Raw genomic sequence first — 13,687 nt, forward strand, 5'->3', positions numbered from 1 at the left:
GACCTTTTTTCGTTTTGTACGCGTGTCTACTTCTTTGCTTTCCTCCCTGCCCATTCTTTCTTCGCTAAGCCCTGCCGTAGCGGCCCTGCCGCTCATGGAACAGTTTTATACTATTCAGGGCGAAGGCTATAACGCCGGCCGTGCCGCGTATTTCCTGCGTCTGGGTGGCTGTGATGTGGGCTGCGTATGGTGCGATGTGAAAGAGTCCTGGGATGCTGATCAGCATCCGCGCGTAGCCATTGCCGATATGGTAGCTGCTGCCACGGCACATGCCGGCCGCAATGTGGTCATAACCGGTGGTGAGCCGCTGATGTATGATTTGTCGGCTTTGACCGCTGCTTTAAAAGATGCTGGCTGCCAGAACTGGCTCGAAACCTCCGGCGCATATCCACTTAGCGGCGTCTGGGATTGGGTGTGTGTCTCGCCCAAGAAGTTTAAAGCCCCGCTGCCGGAAGTAATAGCACAGGCACATGAACTGAAAGTGGTGGTCTTCAACAAGAGTGACTTTGCCTGGGCCGAGCAGCATGCAGCCCTGGCCGGACCGCAAACACGCCTGTATCTGCAGCCGGAATGGAGCAAAGCTGAAACCATGACCCCGCTCATTATTGAGTATGTAAAGGAACACCCGCAGTGGCAGATTTCGCTGCAAACGCACAAATACCTCGATATTCCGTAACCACCTGTTATGCGTTGTTTTTGTCTGCTAGTGATTTTGAGTCTGCTCTGCTGGGGTGGCGCTTTGCCGCTCAATGCTCAGACCAGGCTTTCCTCCACCAATACGAAAGCCCGCAACCTGTTTGAAAAAGCACAAAGCCAGGCCAAAAACCGGGACTTTGCCAAGGCCATTGAAACCTTAACGCAGCTAAACCAGAAATTTCCCTCTCTGGGTGAGCCTTACATTGTGAAGGCGTCTCTGCAAAAGGCATTGGGTGATAACCGCGGGGCGTTTGAATCCTACCGCGCCGGGTTACAGATACTGCCCTTCAGCCCCATTCATTCCCTGGATTATTTTGCCTTAGGCGAGCTGGCGCTCAGCTATGGTGAGTATGCGGTGGCCACAGAGAATTACAACCGCTTCCTAAAAACCGCCACTAAGGGGCAGCGCAACATTGCCAAAGCACAGCGCCAGCTGCAGAACTGTGAATTTGCCCAGGTAGCCATATCCAAGCCTGTGGGTACGGCTCCACAGCGGATGCCGGAGCCTCTCAATACCTTCCGGTTTCAGTACTTTCCTTCCCTGACGGCTGATAACCGGTTCCTTCTGTTTACGGGGCGGCCCACAGCCCAGAGCGACGAAGACCTGTACCTGAGCCAGCAAGGCGCCGATGGCCGTATGGGCCAGCCGGTATCCATTTCCACTGCCATTAACACAGAGTTGAACGAAGGCGCCGGCACCATTTCCGGCGACGGAAAAACCTTGGTGTTTGCTTCCTGCGACCGGCCCGGCTCCGTAGGCAACTGCGACCTGTATATATCCCGGCGTACGGGCAATGCCTGGAGTACGCCCCGTAACCTGGGCCGGGCGGTAAACTCCTCTGGCTGGGACTCACAGCCGGCGCTGTCAGCCGATGGCCGCACGCTGTATTTCACCTCAGACCGCCGCGGTGGACAAGGGTTGGAGGATATCTACGTCACCTCCCTGCAGACCAATGGCACCTGGAGCCCTGCCCGCAATCTGGGCGCGCCCGTTAATACGGCTGGCAAAGACATGGCCCCGTTCATTCATGCCAGTGGCAGCACGCTGTATTACGTCACCGACGGACTGATTGGTATGGGGGGGCTTGATATCTACAAATGCTCCCTGGAGAATGGAAAATGGTCGGTACCCATGAATTTGGGCTACCCATTGAACACCCACGAGAACGAAGCCTCCCTATATATTGCCTCCGATAACCTAAGGGGTTTCTGTTCGCGCACTCGGCCGGCTGAGGCCGGTGTAATGGAGCGCGACCGGGCCGTGGATCTGTTTTCATTTGAGGTACCTAAGGAGGTACGCTCCCGCGAGGCCAGTACTTATACCCAGGGGCGGGTATTTGACGCCACTACCAAAAAACCTCTGCAGGCCGATGTGCAGCTCTACGACGTGGCTACCAACCAAATGGTACAGTACGTTACTTCCGACCCCGTAAATGGCGACTATACCGTTGTATTGAATGAGGGGCGGCAATACGCTATGTATGCCGCCGCCGATGGCTACCTGATGAAGAGCCTGAGCTTCGACTATACTAATAAGCACACCTTTGACCCTCTAACGCTGGACATGTACCTCGAGCCGGTTAAATCCGGCCGAACCATGGTCCTGAACAACTTGTTTTTTGATACCAACGAGTATAAGCTGAAGCCCACGTCGCGCACCGAGCTTGACCGCCTGATTCAGTTTATGCGTCAGTACAAGGATGTGCAGGTAGTAATTGCCGGCCATACGGATGATGTAGGGGCTGAGGCAGATAATGAGAAACTTTCATTGAACCGGGCCCGCTCTGTATACAACTACCTCGTGGCTAATGGCATTCCAGCCAGCCGCCTGCGCTTTAAAGGATACGGAGAAAATAAGCCCCTGCTGGCAAATGATTCTGAGACAAACCGGCAGCAAAACCGCAGGATTGAGTTCGAGATTCTATAAAAGAGGTTAAAGTATTTCTTTTTGTAGCCCTGGTAGTTGTCCTATCAGGGTTTTTTATTGACTTAAATAAAGAATATTCAATTCTACTAATGCTTTTTAAGTGCGTTATTAATTACTTGATAATTAGTAAATTAATATGTAAACCAAAAAGTGATACAATAGTATAATTATAAAAAATCTTTTTATTATTAAATATTATATTATATTTGTTTCGGCTGGTTCCTATAGAATCTGCTAAAACCGGAGACTTGCTCTGGTTCCTTTCTTTCACGCGTCTTGTTCATTTCTCTCCTCACCGTTCAACCTTTCCCCTCATGAAAAACCTTTTGATGTTTGCCTGTCTGTTGATGGGCTCCCAGGCGTTTGCTGCCAGTAATAGTGCAGCCGCGCCAGATCATGGTGCTGCTATCAGTGCGCGGGCCACTGCCCTCACCCGCACCATGGCTCAAACGGTGCAGCTAGACGAAGGACAGTACCTGAAGATAAAGCAGCTAAACACGCGCATGCTTACGGCTGTTGATGATTTGAAGGCCCGTTACTCTGCTGACCCCGAACTACTGGACCAGCATATGGCAGAGGCCCAGTTTCGTTATGAGATGGAGCTAACCGCTCTGCTGCGCCCGCGTCAGATAGCCGTCTATCATCAAGCCAGAGAAAACATGACAGCCCTAAGCATTACCCGCTAAAAACTACAACCACCGTCATAAAAAAAGCCCGCGTGCTGCGGGCTTTTTTTATGTCCTATTAATAGCTATTCAGACGCAAGTGAAATTCTTGATGTACACATGCAAGTTGATTAAGTAATATATTTGAAAACTCGTCTTTATTCTTATTTTTATAAAAAATATAACTGATGAAAATATCGTTTTGATGCTTTCAGTCAGTTGTATTCATGAAAGAAGTTCCTATCACTTTTCAGGCAAGATCATGAAACAAAAGCTACTAAGCATATTGTGGGCTGTAGGAATGTGTGTTTACCTCAGCAATTGCGTGGCACCGTCCACCCGGTCAACCTTGCCTGACTTTGCCACTACGCTCACCCGGCAAATGGCCGATAAAGCCCGCATGACGGAAGGACAGTATGATAGGGTCAGAAAGCTTCACATACAGCAGCTAACCGAAATAAAGCGCTTGCGTAAGCATTTGGCGCATCAGCCTGCAGTGCTCAAGAACAGGCTCCTGGAGGTGCAAAGCCAATATGAGTGGGAACTGGCTACTATCCTGTCATCAGAGCAACTGGCCCAACTAGAGCCCTATCAGGACACACTCAGTGCGCAACTGGTGAAAAGCACCATCAGCCAAACTGATACCCGCTTATAAATTAAAAAGCCGGCCTGTAATCAGGCCGGCTTTTTAATGCTTGGGAAAAACAATACTAGCGTTGGTCGATAGCCACGTAGTTACGCTCCGTTTCGCCGGTATAGATCTGACGCGGACGGCCAATAGGCTCCTTGTTCTCGCGCATCTCTTTCCACTGGGCAATCCAGCCGGGCAGGCGGCCCAAAGCAAACATTACCGTGAACATCTCGGTAGGAATACCGATAGCCCGGTAGATGATGCCCGAGTAGAAGTCAACGTTTGGATACAGCTTACGCTCAATGAAGTACTGATCGGTGAGTGCCGCCTGTTCCAGTTCCTGAGCAATCTTCAACAGCGGGTCATCAATGCCAAGAGCAGCCAGCACTTCGTCGGCAGCTTTCTTGATGATTTTGGCGCGCGGGTCGAAGTTCTTGTACACGCGGTGGCCAAAGCCCATCAGACGGAACGAGTCGTTCTTGTCTTTCGCCTTCGCAATGAACTTGCTGGTGTCGCCACCGTCTTTCTGAATGGCCTGCAGCATTTCCAGTACTTCCTGGTTGGCACCGCCGTGCAGCGGGCCCCACAGGGCGTTGATACCCGCCGAAACCGAGCCGTAGAGGGAAGCGTTGGCTGAGCCTACCAGGCGCACGGTAGAGGTAGAGCAGTTCTGCTCGTGGTCGGCGTGCAGGATGAGCAGCTTGTTGAGGGCACTAACAATCCGGGGGTCGATTTCATACTTCTCCGTGGGGAAGCTGAACATCATGTACAGGAAGTTAGAGCAGTAGTCGAGGTCGTTGCGCGGATAGTTCAGCGGGTGACCCATGTTGTTCTTATACGTCCAGGCCGCAATGGTCGAAATCTTGGCCATGAGACGAATTACGTTCAGGTCAATTTCTTCCTTGCTTAGGTCCGGGGCCACGCTTTCTGGGTAGAAAGCCGTGAGCGCGCAGATCAGGCTGCTCAGAATAGCCATGGGGTGCGCTGCCGATGGGAAGCCATCGAAAATCTTGCGCACATCCTCATGCACCAAGGTGTGCTTGGTAATCTGGTGGCTGAAATCCTCCAACTCGGCCCGGGTAGGCAGCTTGCCGTAAATCAGCAGGTAAGCAACCTCAATAAAGCTCGACTGCTCAGCCAGTTGCTCAATAGGATAGCCACGGTAGCGCAGAATACCTTCTTCGCCATCGAGAAACGTAATGGCACTTTTAGTGGCGCCGGTATTTTTATAGCCCGAGTCAAGGGTCACGTAACCGGTCAGGTCACGCAGTTTGGCGATATCAATTGCCTTTTCGTGCTCGGTGCCTTCAATAACGGGGAAAGGGTAGGATTTCCCGTCGAGGATAATCTCAGCAGACTCTGCCATAAGCGTGAATTAGGGTGGATGCGGGGCGAAACTAAAGAATTACCGGCAAGCCGGAAAGCCCGGTGGTCAGTTGCACGTTATACTACAAACCAGCCCGGCGGTTGTTCGGCGAAGGTTGCAAAAATATTCGCTATGCCGACAATTCAGTAATTGTTGAGCTGTTTCTGTGAATATTTCCGCAAATAGGCTAATGGGTACTACGCTATTTGCCAATGCAAAACTGCGTGAAAATGCTGGTTAGCAGGTCATCAGAGGATATTTCGCCGGTGATTTCTCCTAACGATGCCAGCGCCCGGCGCAGGTCAGCAGCCAGCAACTCTGTGCCCTGGTTATTGGCAAGGCCTTGGAGTACTGCATCCAGAGAATCCAAAGAGGCTTCCAGGCTGCGCGCGTGCCGCAAATTGGTAACAATGGTAGCCGTGCCGGTACGGTCCAGACCGGCGCCGCGTACTTTGTCCAGCAAGGCGGACCGTAGCTCATCCAGGCCGGCACCGGTAGCCGCCGCTATCGGCAGCACGTAGGGCAGGTGAGCAAAAGCGGCTATAGCGTCTGGGGAAGCAATATCAGCTTTGTTGGCCACAGCCAGCACCGGTATCCGCTCTTCAGGATTCAGGGCCGCCAGCTCGGCCGTAAGCTCCTCGGGCGTAGTAGTAGCCAGATCAAACAGATAAATCAACAAAGCGGCTTTCTGCACGCGCTGTAAAGTGCGTTCTACCCCAATAGATTCTACCACATCGGTGGTTTCGCGCAGACCGGCTGTATCCACAAACCGGAAACGGATACCTTCTATGCTTACTTCATCTTCGATAAAGTCGCGCGTAGTGCCCGGCACGGCTGAAACGATGGCGCGCTCCTCATTCAGCAGCGCATTGAGTAGGGTAGACTTGCCAGCGTTGGGCTTGCCCGCAATAACAGTGGTGACGCCGTTCTTAATCACGTTGCCGAGCTCAAAGGAGCGCAGCAGCTGCCGGATAATGGTTTGCAGCTCCTGCAGCAGGCGCAACATGCCGGTGCGGTCAGCAAACTCCACGTCTTCTTCGCCAAAATCCAGCTCCAGCTCCAGCAGAGCAGCAAACTGTACCAAGCGGGCCCGTAGCGCTTTCAACTCCTGGGAAAATCCGCCGCGCATTTGCTGCATGGCCACCTGATGTGAGAGGGCGGAATCAGCGGCAATCAGGTCAGCTACGGCTTCGGCCTGGGCCAGATCGAAGGCCCCATTCAGAAAGGCGCGCTTGGTAAACTCACCGGCTTCAGCCAGGCGGGCGCCATTGCGGGTAAGCAGAGCCAGCAGCTCCTGTACAATGTAATCGGAGCCGTGGCAGCTGATTTCTACTACATCCTCGCGGGTGTAGGAGTGTGGCGCCTGGAACAGGGAAACTACTACTTCATCCAGAATGCGGCCTTGGTCGCGCACGGTGCCAAAGTGCAGGGTGTGGGAAGGTTGGGCAGCCAGATTCTTGCCCGCAAACACCTCATTGGTCAGGGCAACTGCCTGAGGCCCGGAAAGGCGCACCAGCGCAATAGCACCTGCACCGGGTGGCGTAGACAGCGCTACAATGGTATCAGAAAGCGAAGGAGGCAACAAGCTGGCCACGGCAAAGAAAATAGGAAATCAATAGGCAAAGGTAGCAAAGCCAAGGTGGCGGCGCCGGCAATAAACCCAGCTGCTGCCACTTAACCTGCCACGTACAAATTACGGCTCACCTCAGCAGAAAGTAGCTGGATTGACGTATTATTTATCTTGATTTGCAGTGAGTTATCAAAGTGTATTTTATCTATCACTTCAAGATAACAACCCAGGCGCAAACCAATTTTATCCAGGTATTGCAGGAAGGGTACGGTAGTGTTACCCACGGCTACAACAGTGCCATGCTCGCCGGTGCGCAGGTCGGCTACCAGGCGGTGGCGTGGGTGATGTACGGAGCCGTCTTCGGCGGGTATAGGGTCGCCATGCGGATCAGTTTGCGGGAAGCCCAGGTACTCATCGAGGCGACGAATGAGCAAGGGCGACTGCAGGTGTTCCATCTCCTCGGCTACATCATGAACCTCATCCCAGGTAAAGCCTAGCTTCTCTACCAGGAATACCTCCCAGAGCCGGTGCTTGCGAATGGTGAGCAATGCCAGGCGCCGCCCTTCTTCGGAAAGGGAAACACCCCGGTAGCGCTGGTAGTGCAGCAGTCCCTTTTCGCCCAGGCGCCGAAGCATGTCTGTGACTGAAGCAGGCCGCGTCTGTAAAGATTCAGCAATGCTATTGGTGCTGACATCGGTGCCCGGGGCTGCTTCTGACAGCTTATAAATGGCCTTCAGATAATTTTCCTCGGTGAAGCTTGGCAAGTTCTTAAATATAGGAGTGGCGCTCAGGCGTAGACAAAGGTCTAAAAAAAAGCGAGGCAGGCGAAAACCACCTGCCTCGTCTCTGCATAAATAAATGCTTTCTGTTTTTGCAGCTGCCGGCTACCAGCGAATCAGGGCCGAAGCCCAGGTGAAGCCGGAGCCGAATGCTGCCATGCAGACCAGGTCACCACGCTTGATGCGGCCTTCCTGCACGGCCTCGCTCAGAGCAATTGGTACTGAGGCCGCAGTGGTGTTGCCGTAGCGCTGCACGTTGCTATACACCTTGTCATCGGATAAGCCCATTTTCTGCTGCACGTACTGTGTAATACGCAGGTTAGCCTGGTGCGGAATCAGCATGTCAATGTCGGAGGGCTGATACCCGTTCTGATCAAGGGCTTCTTTAATCACCTGCGGAAAGCGGACCACAGCGTGCTTAAACACGTTTTGGCCGTTCATGTAGGGATACATCTCCTCCGGATTGCTTATGGAACGCTGCACGCGGTTCTCGAAGTTGGAGCCGGGCTCACGAACAATCAGCTCCTCCGCAAACTCGCCCTGTGCGTGCAAGTGCGTGCTTAGAATGCCACGGCCGTCCTCCGTAGTGGGGCGCAGAACCACTGCGCCGGCACCATCGCCAAAGATGACTGAAACGGCACGCCCACGAGTGGATTTATCCAGACCAGAGGAATGAATCTCAGAGCCTACCACCAGCACGGTATCATACATGCCAGTTTTAATAAATTGATCCGCAACGGAAAGGGCATACACAAAACCAGAGCACTGGTTGCGTACATCCAGGGCCGGAATGTTAGCTTTTATACCTAGTTCCCGCTGCATCAGCACCCCCGAGCCGGGAAAAACATAGTCGGGAGAGAGGGTAGCAAATACAATCAGCTGGACATCATCAGGAGTGAGGCCAGCCATTTCCAGGGCTTTGCGTGAGGCGTTAGCCCCCATATTGGCCGTAGTGTCTTTGCCCTCCTCAAACCAGCGGCGCTCCCGGATACCGGTGCGCTCCTGAATCCACTCATCCGTGGTTTCCATGATTTGGGTGATGTCGGCATTGGTCACAACCCGGTCAGGCACGTAATGGCCTACGCCGGCAATTTCAGAATGTCGGAGAGTGTTCATAAAAGGGGGAGGGATTTGCGGAGCAGGAAGGGCGAAGCAATGAAACGAAATGTAAAGAAAGAATTCCGCCTATCTGCCCCGTAAACGGGGCGCAAAGGTCGGTAGTTACTTTATATCATCCACTATCGATAACAATTTAGCACCTTCGGCGGCCCAAAAAGAATCCGCGGGTACGCCCCACGGATAAAACTCCTGACGCAGCAGCTGGTCGCCTACCTCCCGGGTTGCCACAGTATCCGTAAAATTGACGACCAGGCCGGCCTGATGCTGCTCCACCAAAGTCCGCCAAAGCTGATTATTCGGAATAAGTACGGGCAGGCCCATTGCCATATATTCAAATAGCTTGGTAGGAATGCATCGCCAGGAACTAGGGTGAGGCTGGTACGGCAGCAAACCTAAGTGGACGTTGCTAATAGCTGCTACAATCTGGGAATGTGGTACAGGCACCGCACCGCCCAGTAAGGTGACAGCACCATTCGCCGTGGTGATTTCAGTGGCCAACCGCTGTAGCAGGTCCGGTTGCTGGCAGTACCCTATAATGGTGAGGTGGGCCTGGGGCCAGAATGTGCGCAGGCTTTTGGTAAAGGCTACCGCCTCCAATACGCCGTTGAGTTCCGAGATAGTCCCGGAGTACAAGAGCTCCAGTGGTTGGCCGGGCAAGAACTTAACGGGAGTTACGCGTGGCAGAACGTTGGCTACCGGCTGATACTTGTTTTCCAGCACCGTGACATGTTCAGGGCGGGTAAAAGGCAGTTCCTCAGCATAGCTGCGCTCCGCCAGAATAAGCCGGGAAGCAGAGCGGGCGGCCAGGGTTTCTAGGCCTCGTACAAGGGCCGCCAGCAGCCCCCGTAGCCAGGAGGGGTATACGGACTGCGTGCGGATATTTAGAGCGTAATTTTCCCGGATATCATAGAAGAAGTGCCGGTTTGGCCGCAGTACTTTCCAAAGGAGAGTGAGAGGCAAGAGCTCCGGTGCATGCACAATGCAGAGGTCCGGTTGCAGCTTCCGCAGTAGTTTCCAATAAGTAGCCTGGGCTGTTAACCGGGCCCAACTCAGCCGGGTACCGGCCTGCAACACATGAGTATGCAGATTGGCCGGCGCATCTGCCGGAACTGGGGTAGCCCGACCTGCTATGTGCACCTGTAGGCCGGGGCGCTGTGCCAGCGTGTGGCCAAACTTTTCATACATGCGCGTGTCGTCCAGTGGCTTTAGCACGGACGCCAGTAAAATCGTGCGGATTCGGCTGGGCATAAATGAAACAGGCGAGAAGAGAAGGAAACGGCTGACGAAAGTTGCCCCAATATCAGCCGGTAAGATACAGGAAAACCACCTTGCCCATCGGGCAAGGTGGTTTTCAGATGACTTTACAAAGGTGCGACTACTTCACCGTGATGTTGCCGCGAATTTCGCCGCTGGGGTTGTCAGAGGTGTGGAAGTTCACGTAGAAGTGGCCCGCCATCAGCTCAGCTGCATCTGCTTCTGAGAGTGTAGCCGTGCCCGTGATAGGAGAGGCAATGCTGGAGAACGGCACCACTACCGGGCCATTGGCGCCCGGAGCTGCCGCATGAATGTGACCAGCGCTGGGTGTGATACCCTGGTAGGTAACGTTGTACGTCAGCTTGTGGGTGTTCTTGTCGTAGGTGCCGGTGAAGTTGCCGGAGCCGGGAGACGTGACAGCCGGCACTTCCTGCTGACCATTAATAGCGGCTTGCAGGTTAGAAGTGGTAGGAGTTGCGTTATCATCATCCTTTTTGCAGCCAGTAAAGGCAACGGTACCCATTAGAAGAACTGCAAAGAGAGAAGTGGAAAGCTTTTTCATAAGTTGTAATAGGAGGAGGAAAAGAAAAAAAGTGAAAGAATTACTTGCTGAATTTGTCTTGGGTGCGCAGGGTAAAGTTGCGGTTTACATTGAAGCCGAAATACAGGTCTCCCTTGAAGAAATTGCCCTGGGTGTTGGCCACAAAGAACTTTTCAATCATGCCCTGCGAGTTAGTTACGTGCAGCTGAAACACGTGCCCCCCGGTTTCAATATCAAAGCCCACAGCCAGGGAATTGCGTACCTCACTGGGCTTGGTAGCGGGCACCAGGTAGTAGTATTCCAGGTTTAGCGAAGTACGCTTCGTCAGCTTCTGCCGACCGCCAAAACCTACAGCGTATACATCATGCGGGTCCTGATCCGTAGCCACCAGGTTGCGGTGAATAAGCGTAGGCATGAGCTGCAGTGAAAGGGCAGGGCTAAACTTGCGCGCAATCAATCCTTGGTAGGAATAGGTCATACGACGGGCCAGCGTATGTTCAACCTGGTCGTTATAGCGTAGCGTGGTCAGTGCGGAGCTGGCAAACAGAGTCACCGAGACCGGCATGGCATGGGCGCCAGTGCTTTGGCGTAGGGCTTTGTATTTCACAAAGCTGTCCAGGGTTTTTTCCAGGGAGCTGCGCCCCACGCCAACTGTAAGCCTATCCGTAAAGCCGTACTCTAAGCCCAGCCGAATGGTGGCCTGGTCTAGCCCAAAAAAATTATAAGGACCACTGTTGAGAGTGCCAAAGCGGTGCGAAATCAGAAACACCATGGTGCCCTTTCCGGGTGTTTGAATAGTGTGCCCATTTATCAGCCGGGAGCTTTTAAAGGTGGCATCCACAACGGAGGAGGTCGTAGAGGGCGGCGTTTGCTGCTCCAGTTCATTCAGAATATCATCCTGAGCTTGGGCAGGAGTAGCCAGCAGGCCACCAACTAAAAGCAGAAGCGCGCCCAAGGTGCCGGGCAGGCGAAAGTAGAGTTCACGCATAGCGTAAAAAATTAAGGTTGTGCAAGTGTGACTGGGGATACCGGGTCGCAGGCCATCGACACACGCACGGTAACTATTTTGGCAATATGCTCGCGCACCAGCAGGGGCACGTCAATGCCATAATCGGCGGGCGCTACACTGAACAGGGTATGTACCAGCAGTCGACCGCTGGCTACTTCCAGCGAGCCGGTGGTCTGCACCCGGCGTGTAATGCCGTGCAGCGTAAGGTCGCCTTCTACCGATACCCGCTGGGGCCCGCCTTTGTGCAGCAGGTCTACATTCAGGTTGGTCACGCGTCCTTTGAAAGTGGCTTTGGGGAAGCGGTCCGACTCCATGTAGTTCTCATTAAAGTGCTCCTGCATCAGGGTGCGCTTGAACTCGAACGTGCGGATGGGAATGGCAAAAGCCACCTGGGCCGTTTGCATGTCCAGTAAAGCGGCCGCTTGGTCGGTTTTTGCTTCAATATCTTCCATGATGCTCACGGAAAAGAAGCTCACCGAGCCGGTGCGCGTGGAATAGCGTTGGGCGGAGGCCGAAGAAGAAACCCCCAAAAGCAACGCCATGCACAGCCAGGAATAGCAGTGTTTCATGGGTGCGATGAAATGAGGAAAAGTTAGTTCTGGGGGGCGCCCGCATCCACCCATTTTTGCAGCAGAGCAATGTCGCAGGCAGAGAGTTTGGCGCCGTCCTTCGGCATCTGGGCAAAACCTGGAGCATGGGTCACCACGCCCATCAGCTGGCCGGTGGAGGCGCGCTGGTGTAGCTCGGTGTAGTCTTCCAGATTAACGTTACCGGTGCGCAGGGCGGCACTATGGCAGCTCAGGCAGTTGCGTGCCAGCAAGGGCTGAATGTTCTGTGAGTACGTGACCAGGGCCGGCGTGTCACAGGCTGGCTGCGGGTCGCTAATCTCATCAGCCACATCATAGGCACAGCCGGAAAGCAAAAAGATAAAGAGAATAAAGGGGTAGCGGTTCATTGCAAAGGCAGGGAGTGTAGGGCGCAGCAACCAGGATAATATCCTGTTCGCGCTACATACGCCGTGATTTTGGGGTTTGGATTTAGGAAATGAAAAATTTTGTAATAAAATTTTATGATAGGATTTTTTGCATCCTCATTATGTAAAAGATGTTGCTACATGATTTTGTTTCAATATATAATTAAATACTGTTTATAGAAGAATATTTATTTTTTTTTCGGTTTTAAGGATAGTTACCAGATATGCGTGCTGATGTTCCCGGCATAGGGGAGAACCTCGTAGATTTGCATCCTATCCACCATGATTGTTTTTTGCATGACTGATCTGCAAGCCACCATAGAAGCGGCCTGGAACGACCGGAGCCTGCTGCAACAGGCTGCCACGACTGAAACTATTAACCACGTTATTGAAGAGCTGGACAAAGGCCGCCTGCGCGTAGCCCAGCCCTTAGGCGACGATTGGCAAGTGAATGACTGGGTGAAGAAGGCCGTTATTCTCTATTTCCCCATTCGTCAGATGGAAACCATCGAAGTCGGCCCTTTTGAGTTCCGCGACAAAATGCGCCTCAAAACCAACTACGAGCAGCAGGGCGTGCGCGTGGTACCGCCTGCGGTAGCCCGCTATGGTGCTTACCTGGCGCCCGGCGTTATCCTGATGCCCAGCTACGTGAATATTGGTGCCTGGGTAGGCGAGGGGACGATGGTGGATACCTGGGCCACCGTTGGTTCCTGCGCTCAGATTGGCGCCGGCGTACACCTGAGCGGTGGCGTAGGTATTGGCGGCGTACTGGAGCCCGTGCAGGCTGCTCCGGTTATCATTGAAGATGGCGCCTTCATTGGCTCGCGCAGCATTTTGGTAGAAGGCTGCCGCGTAGGTAAAGAAGCCGTTATCGGGGCCGGCGTAACCATTACCGGCAGCACCCGCATTATTGATGTTACCGGTTCAGAGCCAAAGCAATACCGTGGCTATGTGCCCGCCCGGTCCGTTGTCATTCCCGGCACCTTGCCTAAGCAGTTTGCGGCCGGTGAATACCACGTGCCCTGTGCCCTTATTATTGGGCAGCGCAAGCCCAGCACAGATTTGAAGACGTCCTTGAATGATGCTTTGCGTGAGCATGGCGTAGCAGTATAAGCTAGGCTTCACTTACTTCTAAAAATCAGAAAAGCCCCGTACAA

At 53.3% G+C, this 13,687-nt stretch carries 14 protein-coding genes; 5 read left to right on the forward strand and 9 right to left on the reverse strand.

The genetic code is table 11. The annotated features are described in order from the left end of the window. Positions 1-94: 94 nt before the first annotated feature. The 4 genes from Q4G72_RS10840 (at position 95) to Q4G72_RS10855 (ending at position 3,943) form a co-directional block, all read left to right on the forward strand. Positions 95-676: a 7-carboxy-7-deazaguanine synthase QueE gene (locus Q4G72_RS10840; protein WP_303311778.1), complete on the forward strand. Its 582-nt coding sequence runs from the start codon at positions 95-97 to the stop codon at positions 674-676. Between the two features lie 30 nt (positions 677-706). Next, a complete protein-coding gene (locus Q4G72_RS10845; protein ID WP_502213678.1) occupies positions 707-2,623 on the forward strand; it encodes an OmpA family protein in 1,917 nt (638 codons plus the stop codon). Between the two features lie 314 nt (positions 2,624-2,937). Beyond that, on the forward strand, positions 2,938-3,309 hold the full coding sequence (locus Q4G72_RS10850) for a hypothetical protein (RefSeq protein WP_303311447.1): 372 nt from the start codon (positions 2,938-2,940) through the stop codon (positions 3,307-3,309). A gap of 328 nt (positions 3,310-3,637) precedes the next feature. Beyond that, a complete protein-coding gene (locus Q4G72_RS10855) occupies positions 3,638-3,943 on the forward strand; it encodes a hypothetical protein (RefSeq protein ID WP_303311448.1) in 306 nt (101 codons plus the stop codon). Positions 3,944-3,998: 55 nt separating this feature from the next. Here Q4G72_RS10855 and Q4G72_RS10860 read toward each other — a convergent pair whose 3' ends face one another. The 9 genes from Q4G72_RS10860 to Q4G72_RS10900 form a co-directional block, all read right to left on the reverse strand. After that, positions 3,999-5,285 (reverse strand): citrate synthase, encoded by a 1,287-nt coding sequence (locus tag Q4G72_RS10860; RefSeq protein ID WP_303311449.1) that lies wholly within the window; start codon positions 5,283-5,285, stop codon positions 3,999-4,001. Between the two features lie 202 nt (positions 5,286-5,487). Next, a complete protein-coding gene (gene mnmE, locus Q4G72_RS10865; RefSeq protein ID WP_303311450.1) occupies positions 5,488-6,879 on the reverse strand; it encodes a tRNA uridine-5-carboxymethylaminomethyl(34) synthesis GTPase MnmE in 1,392 nt (463 codons plus the stop codon). Positions 6,880-6,959: 80 nt separating this feature from the next. Continuing rightward, the gene (locus Q4G72_RS10870) at positions 6,960-7,619 is read right to left on the reverse strand and encodes a metal-dependent transcriptional regulator (protein ID WP_303311451.1); all 660 of its coding nucleotides are present in this window, start codon (positions 7,617-7,619) and stop codon (positions 6,960-6,962) included. A gap of 120 nt (positions 7,620-7,739) precedes the next feature. Beyond that, on the reverse strand, positions 7,740-8,750 hold the full coding sequence (locus Q4G72_RS10875) for a 3-oxoacyl-ACP synthase III family protein (RefSeq protein WP_303311452.1): 1,011 nt from the start codon (positions 8,748-8,750) through the stop codon (positions 7,740-7,742). A 105-nt stretch (positions 8,751-8,855) separates the two neighbouring features. Then, on the reverse strand, positions 8,856-10,001 hold the full coding sequence (locus Q4G72_RS10880; RefSeq protein ID WP_303311453.1) for a glycosyltransferase: 1,146 nt from the start codon (positions 9,999-10,001) through the stop codon (positions 8,856-8,858). 127 nt (positions 10,002-10,128) lie between these two features. Next, positions 10,129-10,530, reverse strand: coding sequence for a CHRD domain-containing protein (locus tag Q4G72_RS10885; RefSeq protein WP_303311454.1), 402 nt, complete (start codon positions 10,528-10,530; stop codon positions 10,129-10,131). 79 nt (positions 10,531-10,609) lie between these two features. Then, positions 10,610-11,536: a DUF5777 family beta-barrel protein gene (locus tag Q4G72_RS10890; protein WP_303311455.1), complete on the reverse strand. Its 927-nt coding sequence runs from the start codon at positions 11,534-11,536 to the stop codon at positions 10,610-10,612. An 11-nt stretch (positions 11,537-11,547) separates the two neighbouring features. Continuing rightward, complete coding sequence (locus Q4G72_RS10895; RefSeq protein WP_303311456.1) at positions 11,548-12,126, reverse strand: YceI family protein; 579 nt, start codon at positions 12,124-12,126, stop codon at positions 11,548-11,550. Between the two features lie 23 nt (positions 12,127-12,149). After that, positions 12,150-12,512 (reverse strand): hypothetical protein, encoded by a 363-nt coding sequence (locus Q4G72_RS10900; RefSeq protein ID WP_303311457.1) that lies wholly within the window; start codon positions 12,510-12,512, stop codon positions 12,150-12,152. Positions 12,513-12,827: 315 nt separating this feature from the next. Here Q4G72_RS10900 and Q4G72_RS10905 point away from each other — a divergent pair, with 315 nt between their 5' ends. Then, positions 12,828-13,643, forward strand: coding sequence for a 2,3,4,5-tetrahydropyridine-2,6-dicarboxylate N-succinyltransferase (locus tag Q4G72_RS10905; RefSeq protein ID WP_303311458.1), 816 nt, complete (start codon positions 12,828-12,830; stop codon positions 13,641-13,643). Positions 13,644-13,687: the final 44 nt, after the last annotated feature.

The organism is Hymenobacter sp. BT730 (genome assembly GCF_030542105.1).
Classification (GTDB): Bacteria; Bacteroidota; Bacteroidia; order Cytophagales; family Hymenobacteraceae; genus Hymenobacter.